This window comes from Actinoplanes sp. NPDC021490 (assembly GCF_055562135.1).
Window position 1 is genome coordinate 81,148 of record NZ_JBVHFW010000003.1, and the last position, 25,275, is coordinate 106,422.

A 25,275-nucleotide genomic window follows, 5' to 3' on the forward strand; every position below is an offset into this window, starting at 1 on the left:
GCGACGAAAAGGGGCGCCCATGAGCGACACGAGCAGGCGGATCGCCGAGGTGCTGGACAACCGGCGGCGGCTGCTGCCCGCGGTGGACGGCGAGATCCAGCGGTGGGAGGAGACCCAGCAGATCCTCGTACGGCTGGGCCAGGCGGTCGACGCCGTCGGCGCGGCGCAGGACGAGAGCCTGACCGCGCTCGGCCTGAACACCGTGGACGTGCCCGAGCTCAAACAGCGGGTGACCGAGGTGCTGGCCGCGCTGGCCGCGGTGCGGGCCCGGGTCGGCCGGCACACGATGAACATCGGCGTCAGCGGCCGCGCCCGCAACGGCAAGAGCACGCTGCTGCAGTCGCTGACCGGACTGGGCGACGACCAGATCCCGGCCGGCGCCGGAGCGCCCGTCACCGCCGTACGCAGCCGGATCTTCCACTCGGCCGAACGCCGCGAGGCCGTGCTGACCATGCACACCGAGGCCTCGTTCTGCGCCGAGGTGCTGGCCGGCTATCACGAGGAACTGCGCCTGGGGCCGCCGCCCGAGACCATCGACGCGTTCATCGCGCAGGATTACCCGACCATCAAGGAGCACCTCGACTGGACGGCCGCCGAGCAGACCCGGCTCGGGCCGATGCTGGTGCGGCTGCGCGAGATGCAGAGCTCGACCGGCACGTACCGGCCCTTCCTCGACGGCCGGACCCGGGTCGTCGAGTTCGCCGACCTGCGCGGCTGGGTCGCCTATCCCGGCATCGACGAGCCCCACCCCGACCGCCGCTACCTGGCGGTGCGCGACGCCCGGATCACCACCCGGTTCCCCACCGAGACGGTCGAGGATCTGGGCCTGGTCGACCTGCCCGGCCTCGGCGAGACCGTGCCCAACGCCGAACGCCACCACATCGCCGGTCTCGAGAACGACGTCGACTTCGTGCTCAACGTCAAACGCCCGGACGGCACCAACGCCTACTGGGACACCCACGACGCGGACGGGCTCGCACTGATCTGCCAGGCCGCCGGGGCCGCCCCGGTGCGCGACTTCGCCGCCATCCTGGTCAACAGCGGCGGCCTGGAGCAGGAGAACGTCGATGCGCTGCTCTCGGCCATCCGGCACGCGGTCAACGAGAACGCCCGCGAGGCCGCCTTCCCGGTGATCGTGGCCGACGTCAAGGACCCGGGGACCGTGCAGGCCGACGTGCTCGGGCCGGTGCTCACCCACCTGGCCGCCGCGCTGCCCCGGATGGACAGCGCGGTCATCGAGCACGCCTTCGCGCTCGGCACGGCCACCCGCCAGCACCTGAACACGGTCGCGGCCGGCATGCTGGCCACGCTGCGCTCGGTGCTGACCCCGACGGCCGTCGACCTGCTGATCGCCCGGGCCGGCGAACTGCGGGCGCAGACCGCCGACGCCGTCCAGGAGTGGATCGCCGGTCTGGAGGAACGGGCCGCCGAGTCCTACGAGGACAAGGAGTTCTACGACCGGGCCCAGCAACTGCGCGACGACGTACGGGGCTGGATCATCAACGGCTTCGGCGAGGGCGAGCAGGCCTGGCGCAAACGGGCCGTGTCGCGGATGCGGGTCGACGACTCCCCCAGCCCGTTCACCGTGCACGAGCTCAACGGCGTACGGGTGGAGATCGCCCGGCGGTTCAGCGCCATCGACGACCTGCTCGAACGACGGCGCGAGGAGTTCTGGCAGGGTCTGGCCACCGCGCTCGGCCCCCGGCTGGTGCCGCCGTCCGACGGCGATCCCCGGCGGGCCCTGGCCGATCTGGCGGTGCGGCTGCGGGAGGCCCCCGACCCGTGCCCGGTGCTGGCCGAGGCGCTCGACTTCATCCTCGACGTGCGGCTGGACTACCGCACCCGGGTGCTGCCCCGGATGCGCAACGCGCTGACGCTGCTGCGGTCCGAGCGCTCCCAGACCCCGGCCGTGGCCCACAACGACGAGGGCGCCGGGGTGCTGTTCACCCACATCTCGCACCTGGCCCGCGAGGCCGCGCACGGCGCCTCGAAAACGCTGGAGCAGGAGCCGGCCATCACCGCCCAGGTGCTGCTGGCCTTCGCCGAGCAGTTCGAGGACCACTTCATCCGCTCGGCCGCGTCCGAGGCCGAGTTCCGGCGGCTGGCCGAGGCGTTCCGCGACCAGCTGTGGCCCGACGAGCTCAGCGGACCGGCCCTGGCCACCGCCCGCGTGCAGCATCTGCGCAGCGTGCTCCGCGAGCTCAGCACGGCCCTGCGACCAGACGAGCCCACCGAGAGGACACCGCGATGAATCCGGCTTTCAAGGCAGCGGTCCTCGGACCCACCCGGGTCGGCAAGACCACCCTGCTGACCGCGATCCTCGACGAGACCAAGCAGATGCTGACCGGCACCGGCGTCATCGTCTCGCTCGACGAGCGCACCCAGCGGCGGGTGCGCACCCAGCGGACCGAGATGCGGCAGGCGCTGCTGGAACGCGAGTTCAACGCCGAGGCGCTTTCGGGCACCCAGGACGAGGCGTACTACCAGGTGTCGCTGCAGTCGGTCGCCGACGACTCGGTGCAGATCCCGTTCAGCATCCTCGACTACCCCGGCAAGTGGCTCGACCCCGACTTCCTCGACACCGTGCCCGACGGCAAACGCAAGTGGCGCGAATGCGAGGACCACATCAAGGCCAGCGTCATGCTGCTCGTGCCGATCGACTCGGCCGTGCTCATGGAGGCCGAGACACCGTCGCAGCGCGGCGCCGTGCCCGGCCTGCTGGGCTTCGAGGACGTCGAAGAGGTCGCCCGCAAATGGGCGAGCACCCGCAACCTGCCCGAGCACCACGACGAACCGGCCGTGCTGGTGCTCGCGCCGCTCAAGTGCGAGAAATACTTCGACGACAACGGCGGCCACGGCCGGGACGCCGACGAACTGCGCAAGCGCGTCGCCGAGTGGTACGGGCCGATGCTGGACATCGTGCGCGGCGAGTCCACCAATCGCGACATCACCATCATCTACGCGCCCATCGACACGTACGGGGTGGTCGAGCTGATGGAGGCCGACTGGCCCAGGAACAGCTCCGGCCAGCTCGGATTCCGTGCCCACTACCGGATCCGCGGCAACCAGACGACCCCGTCGGTCAAGGCGGCCGGCGCGGTGATGACCGCCCTGTGCCAGTGCGTGGTCGACGGGTGGGCGGTCGCCGAGGGCCGGGTGCTGCGGGTCCGGCAGGACGAGTACAGCCGGCTGGTCGCCCGCGACCGCGAACGCAAGGGTTTCTGGGGCACGATCGGCTACTACGTGACCGGCGAGTCCGCGCGCAACGCGGCCGACCAGGGCCGGACACAGTCGGAGATCGTGCAGATCGAGCAGCGCCGGCAGCAGCTGCGCGAGAGCGTGGAGAAGCTGGCCGCGACCGCGTACGACCCGCGTGTGGAGAGCTGGTCATGACCGGCGCCGCGTACCTGATGACGCGCGGACGTCCCCGCGAGAACCGCTACGACTACCAGTTCATCGGCGCCGTGCCGCCGGCCCGCTGGTGGGACGCGGTCACCCCGCACATCCAGACCACGCAGCGCGAGATCGTGGTGGCCCGCCACCCCGGCGGGGCCGGCGTGATGGTCAGCGGCGTGCCGTCCGCGCGCCGGGACGCCGGCGGAACCCCGATCCGCTACACGCTGGTGATCGACGACCTGGGCCCGGATCCCGCCCTGCTGCAACGAATCGTGGCCCTGGCCTGGTCGGGTGACGGCTACGAACGGCTGGGCGAACAGCTCGACAAGGAGTTCGATGCCGACCGCATCGACGCGGCCATCGGCGGCGAGGACCCGGCCGACGACGTGCCCCGGCGCACCGCGGACATTCTCGGCGCGGTGCTGGACCCGGCGCCCGCTCCCGGCGACGACAGGCCCGGCTCCTGGGTCGGCGGCGTCCAGGACCACGACGCGCGCGGGGCGTTCCTGGCCCGGGCCGGGCGGATCGCCGCCTCCGAGCAGGACGGGTGGGCCTTCACGAGCCAGGCCTTCGGCACCGCCCGCGGTGCGCAGGAGGCCGCCGACGACCTGCGGGCGCCGGCCGCGATCCTGCTACTCGACCCCGACAGCTCGTCCGGGTTACAGGTGCTGCCCGCGGGAAAAGGCCCGGCGCTCACGGTGGAGCGCCGCCCTCGCCTGCCGATGATCGCGGTGGCCGTGACGGCCGTCGCGGCGATCCTCGCGATCCTGTGGTGGATCGTGCGGTCCAGCGGCTGACCGGCCTGTCGTTCCGGATGAGCCTGACCTACGCCGAGGTCGTGTACACCGGCGACGTCCGCATCGAGGGAACGACGTTGTCCGGGCGCCTGAACGATCCGGACCGGACGGCCGGAATCGACGTGCACGGCGACGCCGGCGCCTGGCAGGTGACGGCCGAGCGCGGGCAGTGGGGCGGCTTCGAGCAGCTTCCGTTCCTCAACGTGGCGCACACCCTCGCCCAGACGCCCGACGAGATCGTGCTCGACCTGCCCCAGGGCGTCCGGCTCGTCTGCCATTTCCTCGACGGCCGCAAGGTCACGGCCTACCTGGTCCGCCCGGGGCGAGGCAATCTGACGGTCCCCTTCGAGGCGCCGGAGTTTCTGCGCGCGCTGACCGAGGCCGTACGGGAATCGTCGTAGCGTTTTCCGGCTCGTCCGCCGCGTCGCTGTGGACGAGCCGCCCGGCGCCGGTGCGGGGCCCGGCCATCAGCAGCACGCCGCCGGCCACGACGAGGGCGGCGCAGGCCAGCAGGGCCGGCCGGGAACCCAGCGCCTGGATCGTGGCCCCGGCCAGCAGCCCGGACACCAGCGAGCCCAGGGTCAGGGTGTTGGCGTACAGCGTGGTGGCCCGGCCCGGTGCATGCGGGGCGAGATCCTGCACGTAGGTGATGCCGAGCGTGCCCACCGCCGCCAGCGCGATGCCCCGGGCGACCTGCGTGGCGATCAGAATCGGCATCGCGCCGGCCGACGCGACCAGGACGAAGTAGACGGCGAACAGCGCCATCCCGGCCAGGATGGCGATCTTGCGGAGGCGGGCCGGGAGCAGCATCGTGGCCAGCGCGGCCGGGATCTCGACCAGCGCGCACACGGTGAAGAGCAGGCCCACGTCGCCGTCCGGGCGGTGCAGGCCGCCGGTCACGTACAGGGGAAGCACCACCGAGCCGGACAGCATCGCCGTGTGGAAGCAGGTGAAGGCGGCGGCGGCCGGCAGCATCGCCCGGGTGAGCCGGCTGTGTTCCGGCGGCGAGGGCTCGTCGCGGTCCGGTCGCGAAGTGCGCCCGAGCAGCAGCAGCGGCCCGGCGACCAGGACGAACGCCAGAGCGGTGACCAGCAATAGCCGGCGGTAGCCGCCGGCCGCCAGCAGCGCGGCGCCGATCATCGGTCCCAGCGCCCAGGCGAGCGACCAGGTCGAGCGCAGCGCGGGCGTCCGGCGGTGCGACACCTCGCCGGCGCGGTCGTAGTGCGTCCGGGCCAGGGCGAAGATCTGCGGGAAGGCGGCCGTGCCGGCGCTGAGCAGCCCGGCCGCGACGAGCAGCAGGAGCGGGTACGAGGTGGTCGTGGTCAGCGCCGCATATCCGGCGGCGGCCGCGCCCACGGCCACGAAGGCCGGCCACCGGCTCGCGCGCCGGTCGTAGCGACGGCCGAGCCAGGTGCTCACGGCCAGGCCCGCGGCCGAGATCAGCGACACGAACCCGCCCACCTGCAACGGCGACAGGTGCGCCTCCTGCGTGCCGAAGAGCACGAGGTAGGGGCCGACCATCGAGTCGGCGATCCCCAACGCCAGCACGCTGAGCAACAGCATGGCACCCTCCCGGTCTGATGCGGGCTAAGCTCGCTTGACTGGTAGATACCGCCTCTGATGCGGGTCAAACACATTTAGGTGGAAGCAGTGTTCCTCGAGCTCTTCGGCGGCGTCGCCTGCCTCGACTTCGCCAACACGGTGGACGGGCGCGCCACCGCGCATCCGGAAGAGCTGCTGCACTCGTACGGGGATCTGACCGCCTGGTCGGCCTATGCCGGACTGATCGACCCGGCCACGGCCACCCGCCTCGCCCGCCGCGGCACGGACGCCGACCTGCGCACCGCCGTCGAGCTGCGGGAAGCGATCTTCGAAGTCTTCGCCGCCGCCGGCCGCAACCGGACCGCTCCCGCCGAGGCCCTGGCCACGGTGCGGGAGCACTACGCCGGCGCGATGGCGGCGGCCCGGCTGGTCCCCGGCGGCGACGGCTTCGACTGGCAGTTCACCGGCGACGAACCCGCCCGTGCCTGGTGGCCGGTGGCCGTCTCGGCGGTGCGGCTGCTCACCCACGGCCCCCTGGACCGGGTCAAGGTGTGCGCCGCCGAGGCCGGCTGCGTCGGGATCTTCCTCGACACCAGCAAGAACCGCAGCCGCCGCTGGTGCACGATGGACGGCTGCGGCGTGGAAGCCAAGATCAAGCGCCAGGCCACCCGGCGCCGGGCGGCCCGCCGGAGCTGACCTTGTTAGCCTCGGGCGGTGACCTTCCCGAGGCGGGCGCCGCTGGTGACCAAGGTGCGGGCGGTGTCCGACGTGGCCGCCCGCATCCGCCAGGTCGAGCTGGTCGGCCCCGAGCTGCGCCGGTTGCGCTGCCGGCCCGGGGCCCACCTGGTGGTGCTGACGCCCGAGCGGCGCGTCTATTCGCTGTGGCGCCACGATCCGGGTGCGGCCTCGGTGACGCTGCGGATCGCGTTGCACGACGCGGGTGGTCCCGGGTGCGCGTGGGCCCTCGGGGCCGCGGTGGGCGATCGGGTGACCGTCGAGCCGCCGCGCAGCAAGATCACCCTCGACGGGACGGCCCGCTACCACCTGTTCGTCGGAGACGAGACGGGCGCGGTGCCGCTGCTGGCCATGCGCGCCGCCCTGGGGCCGGAGACCGAGGCGTACGGGGTCTTCGAGACCACCACGCCGGACAACGAGGTGCCCGGCCCGTTCCCGTGGGTGCACCGCGGCACGGCTTCGGCGGTGGCGTCCCGCGTGCTGTTGCGCGCGGTGCAGGAACTCGAGCTGCCGGCACATCCCGGCACGGCGTACGTGGCCGGGGAGAGTGACACCTGCCGCCTGGTGCAGCGTCATCTCGTGGAGCAGCGCGGCTGGCCGCGCAGGTCGGTCCTGCTGCAACCCCAGTGGGCTCCCGGCCGTCCGGGCTTCGGGGCGGGAAACACGAAATGAGGCGGCCCGGCGGGCCGCCTCATTCCTGAGCCTGACGTCAGACGCGGTACACGGAGATGGTCTGGTGCAGTTCCTCGGCCATCCGGGCCAGTTCCTGCGCGGTCGCCTGGGTCTCGGTGGCGCCGGTGGCGGTGGCGTCGGCGGCCTGGGCCACGCCGGAGATGTTGCCGGCGATGTCGTTGGCGCTGCTGGCGGCCTCGGCGACGCTGCGCGCCATCTCGTTGGTGGTGGCGGTCTGCTCCTCCACCGCGGCCGCGATGGTGGCGGCGTGGTCGTTGATGCGGGCGGTGACCTCGGTGATCTCGCCGATCGCGACGACCGCCTGCTCGGTCTCGTCCTGGATGGCGCCGATCCGGCGGGAGATGTCGTCGGTGGCCCGGGCGGTCTCCTGAGCCAGGTCCTTGACCTCGGAGGCCACCACGGCGAAGCCCTTGCCCATCTCGCCGGCCCGGGCCGCCTCGATGGTGGCGTTCAGCGCGAGCAGGTTGGTCTGCTCGGCGATCGCCGTGATCGTCTTGATGACGTTGCCGATCTCGGCCGACGACTCACCCAGCTTGGCGACGATGGCGTTGGTGCGCTCGGCGGTCACCGCGGCCTGCGCCGACACGGACGCGGCCTGGGTGGCGCTGGTCGCGATCTCCCGGATGGCCACGCCCATCTCGTCGGCGCCGGCCGCCACGGTCTGCACGTTGAACGACACCGTGCCGGCCGATTCGGACACCGTGCCGGCCTGGGCCGAGGTCTCCTCCGCGGCCGAGGACATCTGCACCGACACCGAGGACAGCTCCTCCGACGCCGCCGCGACGTGGTGAGCGTTGTCGGCCACCTGACGCACCATCGAGGCCACCGACTCCGTCGAGGTGTCCAGCGCCTCGGCCAGCTGAGCCACCTCGTCCTTACCGGTCAGACCGGTACGGGCGGTCAGGTCGCCGTCCTTGATCCGGATCAGCACCTGCACGCAGCGGGCCAGCGGCTTGGTGATCAGCCGGGCGATGCCGACCGCGGCGGCCACCCCGAGCAGCAGCCCGGCAATGATCAGACCGATGACCAGCGTACGGGCGCTGGAATAGGCCGCCGTCGCGTCCGACTTCTCCTGCTCCGCGACCCTCAGGGTCTCCTTGGACAGGGTGTCCATGGCGGTGCGGGCGGTGGCGACCAGCGGGTCGACCTGCTGCTTGCGGACCAGCGAGACCTGGGCGTCCTTGTTGGCCCGGCTCAGCGGGAGCAGCTTGTCGTTGAGCACGGTGACGTACTGCGCCCAGGCCTTGTCGAAGTCGGCCAGCGCCGCCGTCTGGGCCGGCCCGAGGTCGTGCGTCTTGTAGGCCGCCTCCGCCTCGGCCAGCGCCGCCAGGTCAGTCGTGATCGCCTTCTCGGCCTCGGCCTGGGTCGCCGCGTCGGGGGCGAAGAAGTGGTTGAGCGAGTCGATGCGCACCCGGTTGAACGCGTTGCGCACCTCGGCCACCGTGTTCAGCTCCAGGCTGCCCTCGTAGACGGCGTTGGTGCTGTTGTTCAAGCTGGTCATCTCCGTGACCGCGAACGAGGCAACGCCCGTGCCGGTGGCCGCGACCACCAGAACCGCCGAGAGGATCTTCGTGCTGACCCGGAGGTCCTGCACCCACCCGATGAACCCCCGCCGATGCACTAGCGTCCCAACCGACTCCATGCGATCTCCCCGTGTACGGCAGCCCGACCTTTTCGGACCGCGTTGGAGGTCCTTTCGTCACCTGGGGTGGCCATCGGAGGGGTTAGAGCGTGACGCACCGAAGTGCAACCCGCCGCTAACGGGATGATCACGGCCGACGGATCCCGGCTACTCCTGGTGGTCCCCGACAGCGGAGATGGACCAGGATGGTCGGCGGGAATCGGATAGGCGACGGCGGCGCGATGCCGGTCTGGCTGCTCCGGGAATCGCGGGGCCGCGACGTCGGCGCAGCGCACCGAGGGAGTCAAGCAGCAGATCCGTGCTCGCCCTCGTCCACTCCGGCTGAACGCAGGCCGGCCAGCACGAGCCGGGCCACCTTGCTGATCACCTGAGCGCTCGTTTCCGGCGGCAGCCGGCGCAAAGAGGCCACAGCGAGCAGACCAGCCCGTACGTCGCCGGCGTCCACACCGGCGCGCACGGCCAGCAGGTTCAGCGCCTGCGAGTGTTCCCGGCGCTCCTTCGACAACCCGGCGCTGATCTCCCCCGGCCCCAGCAGCGCCTCGTTGAGCGCCCGGTCGTGGATCTGCCGGTCGGCGAATTCCAGGACGACACCGGACAGCGCGCGCCACGGGTCGGGGTCGTCGAGAGCGCGGCGGATCTGCTCGTTACAGGCCTCGACCCGCTCGGCGAGAACCGCGGTGATCAGGTCGGCGCGGGTCGGGAAGTGCCGGTAGAGGGTGGCCACGCCGATCCCGGCCCGGCGGGCGACCTCGCGTACGGGGGCCTCGATGCCGTCGGCGGCGAACGTCTCGCGGGCCGCCGACAGGGCCCGTTCCCGGTTCGATCGGGCGTCGGCGCGCTGTATCCGAGACATCTGCGGCCCGGGTCCTTCCCACTTCGATCGTCAGCGGAACGGGTGTTCCGTTTCCTGCCTACGGTAGGCCGATGTTCGCAGTCCAGTTCCACCAGTTCGGCGGCCCGGAGGTCCTGCATCTCGGCCCGGCCGGCCTTCCCGAGCCATCGAAAGATCAGATCCGCGTACGCGTACGGGCCGCCGGGGTGTCTCCGGCCGACATCGCGCTGCGGTCCGGCGGCACTCCGATGAGCGCACGGATCACCCTGCCGCACATCCCCGGCGTCGACGCGGCCGGAATCGTCGACGCGGTCGGCGACGGCGTGCACGGCGTGACCGTCGGCGACGAGGTGTTCGGCCTGGTCGACCTGGCCCGGCTGGGTGGCGCCAGTGCCGAGTTCGCGGTGCTTCGGATGTGGGCCCGCAAGCCGGCCGCGATGCCGTGGGAGCAGGCGGGAGCGGCCGGCTCCAGCGTCGAGACGGCCACCCGGGCCCTCGACCGGCTCGACCTGCGGCCGGGGATGACGCTGCTGATCGACGGCGCCGCCGGCGGGGTGGGCAGTGTGGCGGTCCAGCTGGCGGTGGCTCGCGGCGCCCGGGTCGTCGGCACGGCGCGGCCCGGCAACCACGACTTCCTGGCCGGGCTCGGAGCAATTCCCATCCCGTACGGACCCGGTCTGGCCGATCGGGTTCCGGCGCCGGGGGTGGACCGCGCCCTGGACGTGGCCGGCGCGGGATCCGTGCCCGAGCTGGTCGCGCTGACCGGGGATCCGGACGCGGTAGTGACCCTGGCCGACTTCGCCGCGGGCGCGCACGGCGTACGCCTGAGCATGGGACAGCTCGCCGGTGAGCCGGACGGGCGGCACGGACTGCTCGCGGCGGCTTCGCTGTTCGGCGAGGGCCGGTTCCGGGTGCCGATCCGGGCCGCCTTTCCCTTGGAGAAGGCGGCCGACGCGCACGAACTCGGCGCGCGCAGCGGCCGTCCGGGTCGTGGCCTGCGTCGCGGCAAGATCGTTCTTACGCTGGACTGATGCGGTTCAGTTGGGCCGGAAACGGGAAAGCATGGAAGCATGTCGATCGAATGTCCGGATGTGATGAACTGTCCCGCTCGCGTCACCCTCGACGCGGCCCAGCTGGCCTTCTTCAACGGGCTACCGACCGAGGCGCCGAGCGTGCAGTCCGAACTGGGCTGCGAGCTCGAACGCGGGCACGAAGGCTCGCACGCCGCGCTCGGGCAGCAGGTGGAGGCCACGATGTGGTGGATTCAGTGGACGCTGAGCGCGTCCGAGATCAACCCGTACACCTGGTGCCCGGCGCCGCGGGCCGACAAGGAGGACTGCGGCCTGTTCGACGGCCATCCCGGCCGCCACAACGCCGGGTCGCGGCCGGCCCCTGCACACTGATCCGGTCTGAACCGGTTCAGTGATCACCGCGGGGTCGCGTCGAGCAGGTGGTCCTCGCGGATCTGCGCGACCACGGCCATCGCCATCTGCCGCCCCCACTCCCGGGACGCGTAATCGCGCAGGACCGCGTTCACGCCGACCCCGAGCCGTTCCGCGATGTCCCCCAGCCGCTCGCCCACTTCCGCCTCGACGGCCTGCCGCTCGATCCGCACGCCGTGCAGGCGAAGGGTCGAGACGAACTCGTCGACGAGACCGGTGATGCTGATTCCTGCCGCCATCTGTGCCACCCCGAAGTCATGATCAGTGATCAGAGTGTGGGCTTCGGGGGGCGCGATCGTGCGGCGGCGCGACCTCAAGATCGGATTCTCCGCCGCAGGGGGTCGTCCGCCCGGCCCACTGGCCGTCGGCCGGACGGATAACCGCCCCGGGACGGGCAGTCCGGCGTGCACGGCCCCGGCCCGGCGATCACTACGGTGGGAGTCATGCTGACCGGCCCGATGACCGAGGCGGACCTGCGCCGCGGCGTGGCGGAACTGACCCGGCGCGAGCCTCGCTTCGCCACTGTGGTCCAACGCCACGGGTTTCCGCTGATGTGGACCCGCGAGCCCGGCCTGGCGTCGCTGGTGCACATCATGCTGGAACAGCAGGTGTCACTCGCGTCGGCGCGGGCCGCGTTCGACCGGCTGCTGGCGCTGGCCGATCCGCTCACCCCCGAGAACCTGCTCGCGCTGGACGACCCGCAGCTGCGCTCGGCCGGGTTCAGCCGGCAGAAGGCCCGGTACGCCCGGGCCGCGGCCAATGCCGTCGCCGAGGGGTCGCTGCCGCTGGACACGCTGGGCGAACTCGACGCTCAGGAAGCGGACCGGCTGTTGCGGGCGGTCCCGGGGATCGGGCCGTGGACGTCGTCGATCTATCAGCTCTCGGCCCTGGGGCGGCCCGACGCGTGGCCGGCCGGCGACCTCGCCGTGATCGCCGCGATCGCCGAGCTGTGGGAACTGCCGGCCCTGCCCTCACCGGCCGCGACGACCTTGCGGGCCGAAGCCTGGCGGCCGTGGCGAGCGGTCGCCGCCCGCCTCCTCTGGCAGCACTATCTGGCCGCGGGAGCAGCAGGCCCTAGGCTTTGAGTCATGTCTACCGAACCTTTGCCCGAGCACGTCGCCGCCATGCTCCGCCAGCCCAACCCGGCCGTGATGGCCACCCTGGGGAAGGACGGACGCCCCGTAACCGTGGCGACCTGGTATCTCTTCGAGGACGACGGGCGGGTGCTGCTCAACCTCGATGGCGGGCGGGCCCGGCTCAAGCACCTGCAGAACGATCCCCGGGTGTCGCTGACCGTGCTCGACAAGGACGACTGGTACACGCACGTGAGCCTGCAGGGACGCGTCGGGGAGCTGACCGACGACATCGACCTGAAGGACATCGACGCGCTGTCCCGGCACTACGGCGGCGACGCGTATCCGAACCGCGAACGCCCGCGCGTCAGCGGCCGCCTGGTGATCGACCGCTGGCACGTCTGGGGCGATCTGAAGGCCTAGGCCCCCATCCTGATCAGGGCGTTTCCGCCCAGCATCAGCAGGTCGGCGCCGGCCACCAGGGCCATGCTCAGGTGCAGCCGGCGCGCGGCCTCCTCCGGCTCGGGACCCATGATTCCCCGTACGGCGAAGACCGCCGCGGCGCCGATCAAGGGGATGCCGACCAGCAGCAGGTAACCCACCGACGACGGCGTGTGGCCGCCACTGACCAGCAGCGCGAGCATCACCGTCGGCACAATGCCGAACACCACCAGGGCAATTCCGCCGTACCATCGCAGCGCCGTCACGGCTCCGATCGTACGGCGGGAGCTTGATCGTGCGTCTCGGCGGCCTCGCTGTAGCCGGTCGGCGAGATCGTGTGGCGGGCCAGGGCCCGTGCGCAGCGTGCGATGAACAGCCACTGCACGACGGGAACGGCGGGCCCGGCCAGGCGGCTGATCGTCCGGGCCGGCTTGGCGGTGACCTCGACCTGGAAACGCACGGTCCCGTCGGGGTCGAGCAGAACTGTGAAGCGTTCGTCACCCTCGAAGGTGTGACCGGGCAGCGCGAGGTAGTGCATCGACGTGCGATTGTCCGAACGCGCAACTTCGAGCACCTCGCACGGCTCCGGCAGCCGGAAGTGGCCGAAGCCGATGTCGGCGCGCATCCGCTGCCCCTCGAAGGCCGGCGGCGTGGACGGGTCGACCCAGGCCCCGCCCCGGCGGTGCATCTCCCAGGTGAGCAGCGCCGTCGAGGCCGTCTCGAAGCGCGCCCGTCCGGCGCCGATCCGGTGCGTCCAGGTGTGCGTTTGTGAGCGTCCGGCGTAGACGACGAGCAGGGCGGTGAGCACGGCGGCCGCGTTCAGCACGCCGTGAGTGAGCACCATCCACGTCAGGTCGAGGTGCGGCAACTCGACGACCTGCCCCGACGCGTACAGCAGCGCGAGCCCCATGGTCAGCACGCTCAGAGCCAGCAAGAATCGAAAGGCCTTCCCCGTACGCGAGGCGATCGCCAGCCACAGCCCCGCGCTCAGCAGCCCGGCCCCGAGAAGCTCGATGAGGTCGCCGGTCGGTCCTCCGACCACGAACCCGAGCCCGACGACGGCCACCCCCGCCGGGGCCAGGAGCTTACGTTCGCTGGTCAGCGCGAGCAGCAGCATCGCGCCGAATCCGGCCACGTGGAAATGCGCGGCGGTGAGCCCGAGAATGCCGGGCGGGAACCCGAGAAGCGCATAGCCCGCGCGCTCGGCGGCCAGCCCCGCCGCGGCCACGGGCAGGCAGGCCGCCGCGAAGGCCATCAGCCAGTCGCGCCGGAGCAGCACCGGCACCGCCGAGCAGGCCAGCAGATAGGGCACGCAGAGCAGCCCGGCGACCCACCCCCGCGGCAGCGTCATGGCCACGACGGCGGGCACCGCGACCGCCGGCCACCACCGCACGAGCCGGTCCCCCCGGTTCAGCGCACCCAGCCCGAGCGGCACGAACAGCAGCACGCACACCGCGACCACTACGTAGAGCCCCACCCAGCCGGGCCCGGTCAGGCGATCCATGACGCCTCCTTGAACACGTTCAACTGAACACGTTCAAGATAGCATGGGTGACGATTCGCGCGTTCGGGCCAGTGTTAGGTTGCTCGGATGTCGGACGAGGTCGCGCGCCGCGGGGCGGAGATCATGCTCGGGCGGGACGCGGCCAGCCGGAGCCTGGGCATCGAGCTCGGCGACGTCGGGCCCGGGTGGGCGGTGCTCACCATGCGTGTCCGGGACGACATGGTCAACGGATACGCGCTTCTGCACGGCGGGCTGCTGGCCTCGCTGGCCGACAGTGCGTTCGCGGTCGCCTGCAACACGTACGGGGAAGTGACCGTCGCGGCCGGCTTCGACATCACTTTTCTGGAGGCGGGCCACGCCGGGGATCTGCTGCGGGCCCACGCAGTCGAGCGCGCCCGGCGCGGGCGTTCCGGCCTCTACGACGTCACCGTCACACGCGAAGACGGCACCGTGCTGGCCGAGTTCCGCGGCCGCAGCCGTTCGCTGGGCCGTCCGATCACCTGAGGCTGGCTTACCTCTGCCGGAGCTGCTTGCGGTTGGTGGCCAGGATCTCGTCGGACAGTGCGGGGTCGGCCTCGGCGACCGCCCGCGAGATGACCATCGCGCCGACCATCTGACTGAACAGCGCCACGGCCTGCTCGCGGGCCTCGGCCGCGGTCGGCTCCGCGCCGGACTGGCGCGCGCGATCGAGCACCATCTCGGTGATGGCGCCTAGGTATCCGTCGAGCCCGCGCTGATACTCGGCCTGAGACGGGGCGCCGTGGCGTCCGGCGTCGACGGCCAGGGCGGCTGAGGCGCAGCCGGTCTCCGGGTGATCACGGTGGGCGGCCGTCAGGTAGGTGTCGACCATGTCGTGCAGCGCAGCCCGGGCGGAGCGCGGATGGGCCTTGCGGATGGCGGCGAGCGCGTCCAGTGAGTCGGTGAAGCCCTGACGGTAGACCTCGAGGGCGAGATCTTCCTTCGACGAGAAGTGGTTGTAGAAGCCTCCGTGCGTCATCCCGGCGGTCTTCATCAGGTCCTCGATGCCGATCCCGTCGACGCCGTGCAACCGGAAGCCCTCGCCGGCCGCCCGGACGATCTTTTCGCGGTTGAGCTTCTTCTGCTCCTGGGTGATGCGTGGCACCTCGGCCACCTCCTCGCCAAGACGGCGCCCGCTGCGGGCGCACCTCGCCGTTGCGATGATACCCGACATCAAAAAAGCGCCTCGGACTTGACAGCTAATGATGTCGAGCACAATCATACTTTCGATGTCGTACGACATCAAAAGGCGGTCGGAGAGGAAGACGCTGGTGAACTTCGGATTCATCGGAGCGGGCACGATCGGGCAGGCCATCGCCGGACATCTGGTGACCGCCGGTCATCGCGTCGTTCTGAGCGCCCGGCGCGGCCCGGCGGCACTGGGTGACACGGTGGCCCGGCTGGGGTCGTCGGCCCGCGCCGCAACAGTCGCCGAGGCCGCCGAGGCGGAGATGGTGTTCCTCGCGGTCCGGTGGGCGGACATCCCGGCCGCGCTGGCCGGCGTGCCCGCATGGGACGACCGGATCCTGGTCGACACCACCAACCAGCTGACCGGCTCGGCTCCCGGACACTATGTCGATCTAGGTACGGAGACGGGCAGTGAATTCGTCGCCCGGCACACTCCCGGCGCACGCGTAATCAAGGCGTTCAACACGCTGTTCGCCCAGTACATCGCGCCCGACCCGCGGCACGCGGAGGGCCGCCAGCTGCTCTTCTACGCCGGGGACGACGCGGACGCGAAAACCGGCTTCCGGGCGGTCACCGAGCAGATCGGCTTCGCGCCGGTGGACGCCGGGTCGTTGCGGGACGGCAGCCGGCTGATGCAGGTCGGCGGCCCGCTCTCGGCCCTGCACGCCCTCAAGCAGGACTGACCGGCCCAAACCATGACCGCAGGGCCGGCCCGATCGCGGACGACACGTTCCGGCTCCTCGCGCGTCCCAGCAGCCCGTCTCGTCCATCGAAATCACCCCGGGCGAGCACCGAAGCCACTCCCCCGGCACGACAGGAGCACCACATGAAAGCCCTCGCTTACGAGAAGGCCCACTCACTCGACGCGTTCGCCATCGAACTCGTCGACACCGCGGAGCCACGGCTGCGCGACACGGACCTGCTCGTCCGGATCCACGCCGTCGGGATCAACCCTGGTGAGGCGATGATCCGGCAGATGCGCAGCGCCGAACCGGGCGGGCGCCTCATCCTCGGCTGGGAATTCGCCGGGGTGGTCGAGGCCGTGGGACCGGAAACCACGGGCTTCACGGTCGGCGATCGCGTCATGGGCACCGGAGACCCGGCCCGGGACGGCGCCTGGGCCGAGCGGCTCGCGGTCGACCACCGTGTAGCGGCCAGAATTCCCGACCGGCTGTCCTTCTCCGACGCAGCATCACTCCCCATCGGCGGGCTCACCGCCTGGGAGGCCCTGTTCCGCGATCACGACAGCCTGACCGCGGGAATCGACCGGGTGCTGATCGTCGGCGGCGCCGGCGGCGTGGGATCCATGGCGGCCCAGCTGCTCAAGAGCAGGACCCCGGCCCTGGTGGCGAGCACGGCCTCGCGTCCCGAATCACGCGACTGGTGCACGAGGATGGGAGCGGACGTGGTCGTCGACCACACCGGAAACGTCCCCGGTCAGCTGCGCGACGCCGGCTTCGACCACATCGACCTGGTCTTGTCCACGTCGGGGACCACCGGCAACGTCAGCTGGATCGCCGAGACCCTGCGGCCGTTCGGTCACCTTGCCGCCATCGATCTCAACGGTCCCCTCGATCTCGGACCGCTCGCCGGCAAGTCCGTGTCGCTGCACACCGAGACCGTCTTCAGCAGGTTCACGACCGGCGGCGACATCGCCGCCCAGGGCCGGATCCTGGCCGAACTGGCCGCGGACGTCGTCGCGGGCCGGCTGCGTCCCATCGCCACGACGGTGCTCGACGGCCTGACCGTGGACGCGATGAGAACAGCCCACGAGTTGGCCGAGGGCAGGCGGACGATCGGAAAGACCGTAATCAACTTCTGAGTACGCCCGGCCGGCGTCTACCGCTTACCGTGCCTCGGGAGGGCCGGCCAGTGACGGAGGCGGCGTCACGGTTGGGCCGTCGCCGTCGCCGTCGCTACGGGAGGGTGGGCGGGGCCGAGCGCAGCTTCTCGGGGCCGGGAAGGCCGGCGAGCGGGTCGGCGCGGCGACGGAGTTCCACCGCCGCCAAGACGCCGAGGGCCAGCGCGACGAGAAGGTAGGCGTTTCCGGGTATGTGGTCGAGCAGTCCCCACTTGAACTCGCGGCGATCACCCCATGGGGGCCACACGAACGGGCGGAGCACGAACACCGCCGTCCAGACGATGCTCGCCCAGCGGTTGTGCGCCCACAGGGCCAGCCCGATGGGGACGGCCCACACCCAGTGGTGGGACCAGGAGACCGGCGAAGCGAGCAACATGGCCAGCGCTCCGAAACCGGCGCCGAGCACCCGGTCGCCGCGACGCCACCACAGGGCGCCGACGGCCACGAGGGCCAGAGCGAGCGGCGCAGCGACCGCGAACCACAGGATCGTCGAGGGCGGACGGTCGAGCACCCGGGTGAGGGCGCCGAAGACCGACTGGTTGTGGGCCAGTTCCGGAGGACCGACTCGGCCCGCGCTGACGAGGTTGTCGGACCAGTAGGTGCGGGCCGAGCTCGGCACCACCGCGAAGCCGATCGCGATGGTGCCGACGAAGGCCAGGATCGCCCGTCCCGCTGTCGTCCGGCGACCGATCAGCACCAGCAGCACGACGAACACGAGCGGGGTCAGCTTTACCCCGGCGGCGATGCCCACGAGCACACCCGACCAGCGCCGTTCCGGATGAACCAGATCGAAGAGCACCGCGAGCATCAGCAACAGGTTGATCTGGCCGAAGGTCAGGTTCTGCCACACCGGTTCCAGGGCGAAAGCACCAGCGGTCAGCAGTGCGACCAGCCATCCCGGCATGGGTTGGCGCATCGCCCGGCCCACCACCACGATGACCCCGGCCAGCGCGCCCACCGAGGCCGCGGTCCACAGCGCTGTGGCGAGCCAGCCCGGCAACAGCGCCAGCGGCACCATGGCCACCGCCGCGAACGGCGGATAGGTGAACCGCAGGTTCGTGGCCGGATCGCGGGAGCCGTAGAGCGGCAGATGGTCCAGCACCAGCCGGCCGCCGTACTGATAAACGGAAAGGTCGACGAACTCCCCGTGCACGCTGAGCCGGGCGGGCACCTCGGCCCAGTCGACCGCCCCGGCAATCACGGCGGCCGCGACAACCACGGCCAGCACCGGGACGAACCCCTGCAGCGCGCGTGACTGCCTCACTGGAGCGGAAGCCGGCGGGAGGCGGCGATCCGGTCGCACGCCCCGCGCACGCGAACTCGCGGTGGGGCCTCGGCGGCCGCCATGAGGGGATTCATGATCGCATCGTAGTGCGCGGGCCGGCTGTCCTGCGGGCCCGCGCACCGGGCTCAGGCTCGCTCGATCGAGGCCTGCAACCATTGTTCGGGGTCCTGGCCTGCGACGAAACCGAGGTAATCGCCGGCGGCGGCCACTCCGGCCAGGCGCCGGAGTCCGGGGCTCAGACGTCGCAGCTGGTCGGCCCCGGTAGACAGGATGTGGTTGTCGGCCGGACGGAGCCACGGCAGGACGTGTTCGCAGATCAGGGCTCGGCGTGTGGTCTCGGCGGTGTTGTGCCCGGCGGCGTGCCAGAGGCGACCGCTGTAGACCAGGGCGCTGCCGGCGGGCATGACAGCGGGAACGAGTTCCGACGCGGCCGGGCGGCGGCCGGCGGCCCAGCGGTGGCTCCCCGGAGCGATCAAAGTGGCGCCGTTGGCCGGCGTGAAGTCGTCGAGAGCCCAGATGACGTTGGTCTCCGCCTCCACTTCGCGGGGCAGGGGGTAGACCCCGGCGTCGAAATGCGGCTTCTGGGCACCCTGGCCCGGATCGACGGCGGACAGGAACAGCATGCCGAACTGGTAGACCCGGCCCAGGCTCGCGGTGACCAGGCGGTGCACATCGGGATGGAGAAGCAGCGGCTCGAGCGACCCGACGCGGCTCAGCAGCGCATAGACGCGGCGGGTGCGGCGGCCGTCGAAGTCGTTGTCGCTCCAGCTCGCGCCGCTCAGCAGGTCGTCCGCGTGCTCGCGGGCCGCCGCCAGCTCCGCCTCGGACAACAAGCCTCGCAGCACGACAAAGCCGTCGTCCCGGAGCGCGACATCCGGACCCGCTGCAACGTCATGCTTCTGCGTCATAGCCGAAAAACCTAACCGCACGCCGGGATGCGGTCCATTAGTTTCGGTGGATGGATCCAGCCCTCGCCGCCAGCGCCTTCGACTCGCTGCGCCTCGATGCCCTGCCCGACCAGGAGGCGCTGCGCCGCGTCTACGCCCTTCCCAACGACGCGGCCGTACGGAAGCAGATGACCGAACTCACCGAGCCGACCCGGCGATTGATCGACTGCGCATCGCTGGTCCTGGTGGCCAGCGTGGACGCCCACGGCAACTGTGACGTCTCGCCGCGCGGCGGCCCGGCCGGGTTCGTCAGCGTTCTCGACTCGCGGACGGTGGCCATACCCGACGCGACCGGCAACAAGCGCCTGGACAGCCTGCAGAACATCATCGCCACCGGACGGGCCGGGCTGATGTTCGTCATTCCGGGACGCTCCACGACGCTGCGGGTGAACGGCCGGGCCTGCGTCTCCACCCGCCCGGACCTGCTGTCGCAGCTGACCGCCGTGGGCAAGCCCCCGGCCAGCGCGCTGGTGGTGGCGATCGACGAGGTCTACCCGCACTGCCCCAAGTCGTTCCTGCGCGGCTCGGTCTGGAAGCCCGACCAGTGGCTGCCGGCGGACGCGCAGCCGACCTCGGCCGAGGTGACGCTGGCCCAGCTGCGGCGGCCGGAGCTGACGATCTCCGACATCGAGCAGACGGAGGCGGACGCGCTGAAGTACCGGTACGAGTAACGGACCGATCGCGTGCGCACGCTGGCCCGCACCGACTCACGCCGCTCACACCAACGGGTGGGAAGGGTCGCGGCCAAGCAGCAGCAGGGTTTCGGTCAAGGCGTCCGCGCCCGGAGGCACGGGAAGCGCGGGGGCGAAGGGGGACGCGTCAGTCCGGCGTTCCGGGCCGTCGGGGACGGCGCAGGCCACGGTCAGCGCGAGCGTGAGCGCGTCAATGCCGGGAGTGTAGGGAACGCCCAGCGTGCGGGCCACATCCCAGCCGTGCACGACGTAGTCGACCAGGTGGAACCCGATCGCCAGGCGGCCCGGGACGGCCCGGCCGAACTCGGGAATCCGAAAGGGCTGGTCCAGATCCGCGACGGCCGCGAAGGCCTCGACCACCACACCGGCCGCCTGCTCGTAGCGCCCAACGGCCTCGAATGACGCCCCAACGTCCCGCTCATGGCACCCGCCGACCCCCGGCAACGCCCCCACGTCCTCATGGCGCCCGCCGGCCGCCGCCGTTGACGCCCCGGCGGTCCGTTCGTGATCGCCGACGGCCCCGGGTGATGCTCCGGCGGCGCGGGCGAAGACGTAGTGCTGGTCGGTCATGTGGGCCAGCAACGCGGCCAGGTCCCAGCCGGCGCAGGGCGTGGGCCGCGTCAGATCGGCGTCGGTGATCTTGTGGACCAGCTCCACGGTGTCGCGGACCGCGGCGGCGTCGGCGGGTCGAGCATCGATCTCAAACGTAAGCATGTGCTTATCATCTGCGCCTGCTTATGGTTAGTCAAGGGGCGGCGAGGTGGTAGGAGTAGACCTCGTGAACGAGCGCGATGACCTGGGCGCCATGGTGTTCCGGCTGGGACGGCGACTGCTGGCGCTGGAGCAGCCGATCCTGGACCGGCACGACGTGTCGATGTGGGCGTACGCGGTGCTGACCGCCCTGCGCGAACGCTCGATGCGCACCCAGGCCGCGCTGGCCGCGGGCATCGGCGCCGACAAGACACGGCTCATCCCCGTGCTCGACGAGCTGCAGAGACGCGGCCTCATCGAGCGCGAGCCCGACCCGTCCGACCGGCGGGTCCGGCTGCTCGACCTGACCCCCGCCGGGCGCCGCCTCCACGAGGCAATCCAATCCGAGATCCGCGCCGCCGAGGAAGACCTGTTGAGCGCCTTCCCACCCGACGAGCGCGAGGCCTTCGTACGCATCCTGACCGGCTTGAGCCCCGGCTGAGCCACCGGCCAGGGACGCGGCCGCCGGAATAGTCTTGGCCCTAGTGACGCTGGTACGGAAAGCGGTGAGCCGGTGGTGTTCGAACCGGTGGCAGTCGAACGCGCGACCGGCCGGTGAGCGGAAACAGGATCCGCCCACCGGCCGATGACCGATCAGTCCTCGACCCGGAAGCCGATCTTCAGGCGTACCTGGAAGTAGGCGACGTCGCCGTCGACGACCTGGCCTCGGATCTCCTGGGACTCGAACCACTCGATGTTTCGTACGGTCTGGGCCGCCTTGCGGATCGCCGTGCGGATCGCGTCGTCGACGCTCTCCTGGCTGCTTCCGACGACCTCGGTGAGCCGGTACACGTGATTACCCATGAGAGCCTCCTCGATCTGGATCACCCCACTCAATCATGCTGCGACGGGCCGGAACGCGGGCTGCTACGAAATCGCGTGTCCGTGGGCGCCGGCCGGAGCCGCCGCCGACCGGGAGCGGGCCGCGGCCGCCGTGGTGCGCGGCGGGATCGACGACGTGTCCTGGGCGAAGGTGGCCACCGCCGTGGCGACCGCGTCAGCGTTCGTGTCGAGCGCGAACGTGTTGATGTTGCCGATCAGCTTGTAGCTCTTACGCAGCTGGGCGTAGACGGCCTTGTCGGCGCCGTCGCGTTCGGGCGTGAAGCTGTCGCACGCCTCGTGGTAGCACGGGTCGTAGGCCACCCCCGCGATCCCGCCCCACTTCGCCACGTCGTCCGCGGTCTTTTCGACCTCGGCCCCGGTGAACAGGCCGCCGGCCGGGATGCCGGTGCCGATGAACGGACCGTAGTCGGAACGGCCGCTGAAGTCGGAGGCCGCCGTGGCCTGCTTGCGGGCGGCGAAGAACCGCTGGAAGACCGCCTCGATCTGGGCCGAGCCGGCCGGCCCGGGACCGGCGCCGCTGGCGGCCGAGTCGTCGCCGTCGTACACGCCGAACGTGTAGTTGGGCGAGCCGATCATGTCGAAGTTGAGGTACAGCCGGATCTTGGCGTGGTCGGCCTCGGTCAGGTTGTTCACGTAGTACGTCGAGCCGACCAGGTTGGCCTCCTCGGCGCCCCACCAGGCGAACCGCAGCTTGTTCTTGGTCTTCTGGTGACGCATCTGCAGCGCGACCTCGAGGATCCCGGCGCTGCCGGTGCCGTTGTCGTTGATGCCGGGCCCGGCCGGAACCGAGTCGAGGTGGGCGCCGGTCATGACGACGTTGCCGGCGTCGCCGTAGCGGGACTCGGCGATGACGTTCTCGGTCTGGCGCACCTCGGCGACCGTGTCGGCCGAGATGGTCACGGTCAGGCCCGGGGTGCCGGCGAACGCGACCCCGCGCGGATAGGACACCGCGATGGCCGGGATGCCGACCGGCGTGCCGAGCGTGCCGAAGTACAGGTCCTGGCGGTCGGGGTTCGCGGTGTCACCCTGGTTCATGACGATCACCGCGATCGCCCCCGCGGCCTCGGCGTTGGCCGCCTTCACTCCGAAGGCGCAGCCGCCGCGCTGGATCAGGGCGATCTTGCCGGGCACGCCCACGAAGTCGGCCGCCTCGCAGCCCGAGGTGCTGGTGTTCGGCGTGGTCAGCTGCAGGTCGACCGGCACGACCGTGCCCGTCGCCGTGCCGTTGCCCGAGCAGTCCAGCACGTCGTAGTCCACCTGATCCACATATGTGGCCGGGGCCGGCGCGGTCTGGGCGAAGGAGGAAGCCTCGTCCTCACAGAAGTTGAACGGGAACGGCTGCCGCGTCACGCGATAGCCGGCCGCGCGCATGAGGGTGGCGACATAGTCGGCGCTGCGGGTGTATCCGGGGGTTCCCGAAGCCCGGGTGTTGCCGTTGAGCTTGGCGATCGCCTGGAAGGCCACGAGGTGGCGCATCACGCCGGCCAGCGTGACGGACTTGGTCAGGTCTTTGACGGAGTGGCCGGACGCCTGGGCCGGCTGCGCGACGGCGAAGCCACCGAGCAGGACGGCGGCGGCCAGAACGGCGCCCAGACGTCTTCGAGTGCGAGACACCACGTTGTGCTCCCCTGTCTGTCGAACATGGAACCGTGACATCCAGCAACCTAAATCAGTCGATGAGTGACGCGGAACCTCCTTTAGTAGGAGCACTACCACGCACCTCCAGGTGGTGCGGCACGATGATCCGGCGTGGCGGTGGCGGATCATCGCGGCGGGCGACCCGCTCGGCCAGGCACGCGAGGGCGGCGTCGGCCAGGGCGGCCTTGTCCGGCGAGACGGTGGTCAGCGCCGGGTTGGCGTACCGGCCGTCCTCGATGTCGTCGAAACCGGCCACCGCGAGATCGCCGGGCACGCGCAGCCCCCGTTCGACGGCGACGTGCATCGCGCCCAGGGCGAGCTGGTCGGTGAAGCAGAACACCGCGTCGATCGCGGTTCCGCGGTCGAGCAGCCGGCTCATCGCCGCGGCGCCGTCGGCCCGGTGCAGGCTCTCCACTTCGACTTCGAGTTCCTTCCCGTACGGGATCCCGGCCGCGGCCAGCGCCTGCCGGTAACCCTGCGCACGCCGCGCCGCGGTGCCGTTCTCGAGGTGCGGCTGCAACCCGATGGCGGCGATCCGGGTGCGTCCGCTCGCGATCAGGTGGCGGGTCAGGGCGGCCGCCCCGGCCACGTTGTCGATCGCCACGTGGTCGAGCAGCCCGTCGGCGTCCTGCTCCCCCAGCAGCACGAGCGGGGCGCTGTCGGGCCGCCGGGTCAGCTCGGCCGGCGACAGGGCCCACGGGCTCATGATCAGACCGTCGACGGCCTGACCGCGTACGCCATCGAGGAGTTCTCTCTCGCGGGCGGCGTCACCGCCGGTCTGCTGCACGAGCAACGTCCACGCGTACGCCTCGGCGGCGTCGGCCAGATGCCCGGCCAGCTCGCCGAAGTAGGGCGACGCGATCTCGGGCAGCACCAGCGCGACCAGCCCCGACCGCCCGCCGCGCAGGTGCCGGGCGGCGGCGTTGGGCCGGTACTGCAGCTCGTCGATCACCCGCTGCACCCGTTCCCGGGTCTGCGGCGAGACCATCGGGAAGCCGGAAACCACGTTGGACACCGTGCGGACGGAGACGCCGGCGCGCTCCGCGACCTGTCTCAGATTGGCTCCCACAAGACCATCCTAACTTCCACTTGCAACGTGGCATGCCACGTTGCAAACTGAGGGTATGACGACTGCCATCAACGCCACCGAGGCGGGCGCGAAGGCCCGCGAAGCCATCTACACCGACGGCATCACGGCGCTGCGCGGCGCGTTCAGCGTCGAGTGGGCCGACGCCATGCGCGAGGACATCGAGGCGGCGTTCGCCGAGGCCATCGCCCGTCCCGGCGGCGCGGTCGGCCGCGGGCCGAAGCGCTACTACGTCGAGATCCACCCGGAACAGCTTCGCGGCTTCGCCGACCTGGTCACCCACCCGTGGGTCACCGCCGTCTGCACGGCCGTGCTCGGCCCGCAGTACGAGATCGTCGAGCTCGGTTTCGACATCCCGTTCGCCGGCGCGGTCAACCAGCCGTGGCACCGTGACTTCCCGATGCCCGAGGTCACCCGCCAGGAGGGCCGGCTCAACTCGCTGGCCTTCAACCTGACCGGCGTCGACACCACCGACGACATGGGCCCGTTCGAGATCGCCCCGGGCACCCAGTTCGACGACAGCCCCGAGTTCGGTCACGACATGTTCCCGCCCAAGCCGCACTACGCCCGCTACAACGAGCTGGCCGTGCGCAAATACCCCCAGCGCGGCGACATCTCGGCCCGTTCGGCGCTCACCATCCACCGCGGCACGGCCAACAAGTCGGAGCTGTCGCGCCCGGTGCTGGTGCTCGGCGTGGACGCCCCCGACGCCGGCAACGGCGACAAGCACGCCATGGCCGTCACCCAGGCCTACTGGGACGCGCTGCCCCAGCAGGTCCGCGACCACCTGCACTGCCCGATCGCCGACAAGCTCACCCCGATCACCCAGAAGCACACCATCGAGGGCCTGGTGATGGGCGAAGCCTAGG

At 71.3% G+C, this 25,275-nt stretch carries 29 protein-coding genes; 16 read left to right on the plus strand and 13 right to left on the minus strand.

Annotated elements, in window-relative coordinates:
* Positions 1-19 precede the first annotated feature (19 nt).
* Genes ACZ3I4_RS08595 through ACZ3I4_RS08610 form a run of 4 tightly spaced genes read left to right on the plus strand, consistent with a single transcriptional unit; the run spans position 20 to position 4,594 of the window.
* Complete coding sequence (locus ACZ3I4_RS08595) at positions 20-2,251, plus strand: hypothetical protein (protein ID WP_465381257.1); 2,232 nt, start codon at positions 20-22, stop codon at positions 2,249-2,251.
* A complete protein-coding gene (locus ACZ3I4_RS08600; protein WP_465381258.1) occupies positions 2,248-3,393 on the plus strand; it encodes a hypothetical protein in 1,146 nt (381 codons plus the stop codon). Before ACZ3I4_RS08595 ends, ACZ3I4_RS08600 begins: the two co-directional genes overlap by 4 nt.
* Positions 3,390-4,193 (plus strand): hypothetical protein, encoded by an 804-nt coding sequence (locus ACZ3I4_RS08605; RefSeq protein WP_465381259.1) that lies wholly within the window; start codon positions 3,390-3,392, stop codon positions 4,191-4,193. Before ACZ3I4_RS08600 ends, ACZ3I4_RS08605 begins: the two co-directional genes overlap by 4 nt.
* Positions 4,169-4,594: a hypothetical protein gene (locus tag ACZ3I4_RS08610; protein WP_465381260.1), complete on the plus strand. Its 426-nt coding sequence runs from the start codon at positions 4,169-4,171 to the stop codon at positions 4,592-4,594. Before ACZ3I4_RS08605 ends, ACZ3I4_RS08610 begins: the two co-directional genes overlap by 25 nt.
* Here the strand turns inward: ACZ3I4_RS08610 and ACZ3I4_RS08615 are convergent.
* A complete protein-coding gene (locus ACZ3I4_RS08615; RefSeq protein ID WP_465381261.1) occupies positions 4,491-5,756 on the minus strand; it encodes a sugar efflux transporter in 1,266 nt (421 codons plus the stop codon). The genes ACZ3I4_RS08610 and ACZ3I4_RS08615 overlap by 104 nt on opposite strands.
* A 78-nt stretch (positions 5,757-5,834) precedes the next feature.
* Here ACZ3I4_RS08615 and ACZ3I4_RS08620 point away from each other — a divergent pair, with 78 nt between their 5' ends.
* A complete protein-coding gene (locus ACZ3I4_RS08620; protein ID WP_465381262.1) occupies positions 5,835-6,431 on the plus strand; it encodes a CGNR zinc finger domain-containing protein in 597 nt (198 codons plus the stop codon).
* A gap of 18 nt (positions 6,432-6,449) precedes the next feature.
* Positions 6,450-7,142, plus strand: a complete 693-nt coding sequence (locus ACZ3I4_RS08625) for a siderophore-interacting protein (RefSeq protein ID WP_465381263.1) — start codon at positions 6,450-6,452, stop codon at positions 7,140-7,142.
* Between the two features lie 37 nt (positions 7,143-7,179).
* Here the strand turns inward: ACZ3I4_RS08625 and ACZ3I4_RS08630 are convergent, their stop codons facing one another.
* Both ACZ3I4_RS08630 and ACZ3I4_RS08635 read right to left on the minus strand, forming a co-directional pair.
* A complete protein-coding gene (locus ACZ3I4_RS08630; protein WP_465381264.1) occupies positions 7,180-8,805 on the minus strand; it encodes a methyl-accepting chemotaxis protein in 1,626 nt (541 codons plus the stop codon).
* A gap of 283 nt (positions 8,806-9,088) precedes the next feature.
* Positions 9,089-9,658, minus strand: coding sequence for a TetR/AcrR family transcriptional regulator (locus ACZ3I4_RS08635; protein ID WP_465381265.1), 570 nt, complete (start codon positions 9,656-9,658; stop codon positions 9,089-9,091).
* A gap of 71 nt (positions 9,659-9,729) precedes the next feature.
* On the opposite strand from ACZ3I4_RS08635, the gene ACZ3I4_RS08640 reads away from it, so the two are divergent.
* A complete protein-coding gene (locus tag ACZ3I4_RS08640) occupies positions 9,730-10,668 on the plus strand; it encodes an NADP-dependent oxidoreductase (protein ID WP_465381266.1) in 939 nt (312 codons plus the stop codon).
* A 39-nt stretch (positions 10,669-10,707) separates the two neighbouring features.
* Entirely contained in the window at positions 10,708-11,040 is a 333-nt protein-coding gene (locus tag ACZ3I4_RS08645) for a hypothetical protein (protein WP_465381267.1), read from the plus strand.
* A gap of 23 nt (positions 11,041-11,063) precedes the next feature.
* Here ACZ3I4_RS08645 and ACZ3I4_RS08650 read toward each other — a convergent pair whose 3' ends face one another.
* On the minus strand, positions 11,064-11,318 hold the full coding sequence (locus ACZ3I4_RS08650; protein WP_465381268.1) for a hypothetical protein: 255 nt from the start codon (positions 11,316-11,318) through the stop codon (positions 11,064-11,066).
* Between the two features lie 204 nt (positions 11,319-11,522).
* Between ACZ3I4_RS08650 and ACZ3I4_RS08655 the strand changes: the two genes are divergently transcribed.
* Positions 11,523-12,164, plus strand: coding sequence for a DNA-3-methyladenine glycosylase family protein (locus tag ACZ3I4_RS08655; protein WP_465381269.1), 642 nt, complete (start codon positions 11,523-11,525; stop codon positions 12,162-12,164).
* Between the two features lie 3 nt (positions 12,165-12,167).
* Positions 12,168-12,575 (plus strand): PPOX class F420-dependent oxidoreductase, encoded by a 408-nt coding sequence (locus tag ACZ3I4_RS08660; protein ID WP_465381270.1) that lies wholly within the window; start codon positions 12,168-12,170, stop codon positions 12,573-12,575.
* On the opposite strand, the gene ACZ3I4_RS08665 is transcribed toward ACZ3I4_RS08660, so the two are convergent.
* Together ACZ3I4_RS08665 and ACZ3I4_RS08670 are read right to left on the minus strand one after the other, a co-directional pair.
* Positions 12,572-12,859, minus strand: coding sequence for a hypothetical protein (locus ACZ3I4_RS08665; RefSeq protein ID WP_465381271.1), 288 nt, complete (start codon positions 12,857-12,859; stop codon positions 12,572-12,574). The two genes, ACZ3I4_RS08660 and ACZ3I4_RS08665, sit on opposite strands and share 4 nt — an antisense overlap.
* Positions 12,856-14,097 carry a YndJ family transporter gene (locus ACZ3I4_RS08670; RefSeq protein WP_465381272.1) on the minus strand — a complete coding sequence of 414 codons (1,242 nt, stop codon included), beginning with the start codon at positions 14,095-14,097 and terminating at the stop codon, positions 12,856-12,858. The genes ACZ3I4_RS08665 and ACZ3I4_RS08670 overlap by 4 nt, the downstream gene beginning before the upstream one ends.
* A gap of 87 nt (positions 14,098-14,184) precedes the next feature.
* On the opposite strand from ACZ3I4_RS08670, the gene paaI reads away from it, so the two are divergent.
* Entirely contained in the window at positions 14,185-14,601 is a 417-nt protein-coding gene (paaI, locus tag ACZ3I4_RS08675) for a hydroxyphenylacetyl-CoA thioesterase PaaI (RefSeq protein WP_465381273.1), read from the plus strand.
* A 7-nt stretch (positions 14,602-14,608) separates the two neighbouring features.
* On the opposite strand, the gene ACZ3I4_RS08680 is transcribed toward paaI, so the two are convergent.
* Complete coding sequence (locus ACZ3I4_RS08680) at positions 14,609-15,220, minus strand: TetR/AcrR family transcriptional regulator (protein ID WP_465381274.1); 612 nt, start codon at positions 15,218-15,220, stop codon at positions 14,609-14,611.
* A 166-nt stretch (positions 15,221-15,386) separates the two neighbouring features.
* Between ACZ3I4_RS08680 and ACZ3I4_RS08685 the strand changes: the two genes are divergently transcribed.
* On the plus strand, positions 15,387-15,986 hold the full coding sequence (locus ACZ3I4_RS08685; protein ID WP_465381275.1) for an NADPH-dependent F420 reductase: 600 nt from the start codon (positions 15,387-15,389) through the stop codon (positions 15,984-15,986).
* A gap of 143 nt (positions 15,987-16,129) precedes the next feature.
* Positions 16,130-17,125, plus strand: a complete 996-nt coding sequence (locus ACZ3I4_RS08690) for an alcohol dehydrogenase catalytic domain-containing protein (RefSeq protein ID WP_465381276.1) — start codon at positions 16,130-16,132, stop codon at positions 17,123-17,125.
* Between the two features lie 94 nt (positions 17,126-17,219).
* Here the strand turns inward: ACZ3I4_RS08690 and ACZ3I4_RS08695 are convergent, their stop codons facing one another.
* The gene (locus tag ACZ3I4_RS08695) at positions 17,220-18,428 is read right to left on the minus strand and encodes a glycosyltransferase 87 family protein (protein WP_465381277.1); all 1,209 of its coding nucleotides are present in this window, start codon (positions 18,426-18,428) and stop codon (positions 17,220-17,222) included.
* Between the two features lie 146 nt (positions 18,429-18,574).
* Positions 18,575-19,357 (minus strand): phytanoyl-CoA dioxygenase family protein, encoded by a 783-nt coding sequence (locus ACZ3I4_RS08700; RefSeq protein ID WP_465381278.1) that lies wholly within the window; start codon positions 19,355-19,357, stop codon positions 18,575-18,577.
* Positions 19,358-19,407: 50 nt separating this feature from the next.
* Here ACZ3I4_RS08700 and ACZ3I4_RS08705 point away from each other — a divergent pair, with 50 nt between their 5' ends.
* Positions 19,408-20,067, plus strand: coding sequence for an MSMEG_1061 family FMN-dependent PPOX-type flavoprotein (locus ACZ3I4_RS08705; RefSeq protein WP_465381279.1), 660 nt, complete (start codon positions 19,408-19,410; stop codon positions 20,065-20,067).
* Between the two features lie 45 nt (positions 20,068-20,112).
* Here the strand turns inward: ACZ3I4_RS08705 and ACZ3I4_RS08710 are convergent, their stop codons facing one another.
* The gene (locus tag ACZ3I4_RS08710) at positions 20,113-20,802 is read right to left on the minus strand and encodes a TIGR03086 family metal-binding protein (RefSeq protein WP_465381280.1); all 690 of its coding nucleotides are present in this window, start codon (positions 20,800-20,802) and stop codon (positions 20,113-20,115) included.
* 64 nt (positions 20,803-20,866) lie between these two features.
* Between ACZ3I4_RS08710 and ACZ3I4_RS08715 the strand changes: the two genes are divergently transcribed.
* Positions 20,867-21,280 (plus strand): MarR family winged helix-turn-helix transcriptional regulator, encoded by a 414-nt coding sequence (locus ACZ3I4_RS08715; protein ID WP_465381281.1) that lies wholly within the window; start codon positions 20,867-20,869, stop codon positions 21,278-21,280.
* 152 nt (positions 21,281-21,432) lie between these two features.
* On the opposite strand, the gene ACZ3I4_RS08720 is transcribed toward ACZ3I4_RS08715, so the two are convergent.
* The 3 genes from ACZ3I4_RS08720 to ACZ3I4_RS08730 all read right to left on the minus strand — a co-directional run bounded on the left by ACZ3I4_RS08720 (position 21,433) and on the right by ACZ3I4_RS08730 (position 24,388).
* The gene (locus tag ACZ3I4_RS08720) at positions 21,433-21,642 is read right to left on the minus strand and encodes a dodecin (protein WP_133871881.1); all 210 of its coding nucleotides are present in this window, start codon (positions 21,640-21,642) and stop codon (positions 21,433-21,435) included.
* A gap of 63 nt (positions 21,643-21,705) precedes the next feature.
* Positions 21,706-23,298 (minus strand): M28 family peptidase, encoded by a 1,593-nt coding sequence (locus ACZ3I4_RS08725; RefSeq protein ID WP_465381282.1) that lies wholly within the window; start codon positions 23,296-23,298, stop codon positions 21,706-21,708.
* 52 nt (positions 23,299-23,350) lie between these two features.
* Positions 23,351-24,388: a LacI family DNA-binding transcriptional regulator gene (locus ACZ3I4_RS08730; protein ID WP_465381283.1), complete on the minus strand. Its 1,038-nt coding sequence runs from the start codon at positions 24,386-24,388 to the stop codon at positions 23,351-23,353.
* A gap of 55 nt (positions 24,389-24,443) precedes the next feature.
* On the opposite strand from ACZ3I4_RS08730, the gene ACZ3I4_RS08735 reads away from it, so the two are divergent.
* Positions 24,444-25,274 (plus strand): phytanoyl-CoA dioxygenase family protein, encoded by an 831-nt coding sequence (locus tag ACZ3I4_RS08735; RefSeq protein ID WP_465381284.1) that lies wholly within the window; start codon positions 24,444-24,446, stop codon positions 25,272-25,274.
* Position 25,275 lies beyond the last annotated feature (1 nt).

Excerpts from the sequence above, each read along its gene's own strand:
- ACZ3I4_RS08595 (WP_465381257.1), top strand. The coding sequence starts at position 20 with ATGAGCGACACGAGCAGGCGGATCGCCGAGGTGCTGGACAACCGGCGG.
- ACZ3I4_RS08600 (WP_465381258.1), top strand. The coding sequence starts at position 2,248 with ATGAATCCGGCTTTCAAGGCAGCGGTCCTCGGACCCACCCGGGTCGGC.
- ACZ3I4_RS08605 (WP_465381259.1), top strand. The coding sequence starts at position 3,390 with ATGACCGGCGCCGCGTACCTGATGACGCGCGGACGTCCCCGCGAGAAC.
- ACZ3I4_RS08615 (WP_465381261.1), bottom strand. The coding sequence starts at position 5,756 with ATGCTGTTGCTCAGCGTGCTGGCGTTGGGGATCGCCGACTCGATGGTC.
- ACZ3I4_RS08630 (WP_465381264.1), bottom strand. The coding sequence starts at position 8,805 with ATGGAGTCGGTTGGGACGCTAGTGCATCGGCGGGGGTTCATCGGGTGG.
- ACZ3I4_RS08635 (WP_465381265.1), bottom strand. The coding sequence starts at position 9,658 with ATGTCTCGGATACAGCGCGCCGACGCCCGATCGAACCGGGAACGGGCC.
- ACZ3I4_RS08640 (WP_465381266.1), top strand. The coding sequence starts at position 9,730 with ATGTTCGCAGTCCAGTTCCACCAGTTCGGCGGCCCGGAGGTCCTGCAT.
- ACZ3I4_RS08645 (WP_465381267.1), top strand. The coding sequence starts at position 10,708 with ATGTCGATCGAATGTCCGGATGTGATGAACTGTCCCGCTCGCGTCACC.
- ACZ3I4_RS08650 (WP_465381268.1), bottom strand. The coding sequence starts at position 11,318 with ATGGCGGCAGGAATCAGCATCACCGGTCTCGTCGACGAGTTCGTCTCG.
- ACZ3I4_RS08655 (WP_465381269.1), top strand. The coding sequence starts at position 11,523 with ATGCTGACCGGCCCGATGACCGAGGCGGACCTGCGCCGCGGCGTGGCG.
- ACZ3I4_RS08660 (WP_465381270.1), top strand. The coding sequence starts at position 12,168 with ATGTCTACCGAACCTTTGCCCGAGCACGTCGCCGCCATGCTCCGCCAG.
- ACZ3I4_RS08670 (WP_465381272.1), bottom strand. The coding sequence starts at position 14,097 with ATGGATCGCCTGACCGGGCCCGGCTGGGTGGGGCTCTACGTAGTGGTC.
- paaI (WP_465381273.1), top strand. The coding sequence starts at position 14,185 with ATGTCGGACGAGGTCGCGCGCCGCGGGGCGGAGATCATGCTCGGGCGG.
- ACZ3I4_RS08690 (WP_465381276.1), top strand. The coding sequence starts at position 16,130 with ATGAAAGCCCTCGCTTACGAGAAGGCCCACTCACTCGACGCGTTCGCC.
- ACZ3I4_RS08700 (WP_465381278.1), bottom strand. The coding sequence starts at position 19,357 with ATGACGCAGAAGCATGACGTTGCAGCGGGTCCGGATGTCGCGCTCCGG.
- ACZ3I4_RS08705 (WP_465381279.1), top strand. The coding sequence starts at position 19,408 with ATGGATCCAGCCCTCGCCGCCAGCGCCTTCGACTCGCTGCGCCTCGAT.
- ACZ3I4_RS08710 (WP_465381280.1), bottom strand. The coding sequence starts at position 20,802 with ATGCTTACGTTTGAGATCGATGCTCGACCCGCCGACGCCGCCGCGGTC.
- ACZ3I4_RS08720 (WP_133871881.1), bottom strand. The coding sequence starts at position 21,642 with ATGGGTAATCACGTGTACCGGCTCACCGAGGTCGTCGGAAGCAGCCAG.
- ACZ3I4_RS08735 (WP_465381284.1), top strand. The coding sequence starts at position 24,444 with ATGACGACTGCCATCAACGCCACCGAGGCGGGCGCGAAGGCCCGCGAA.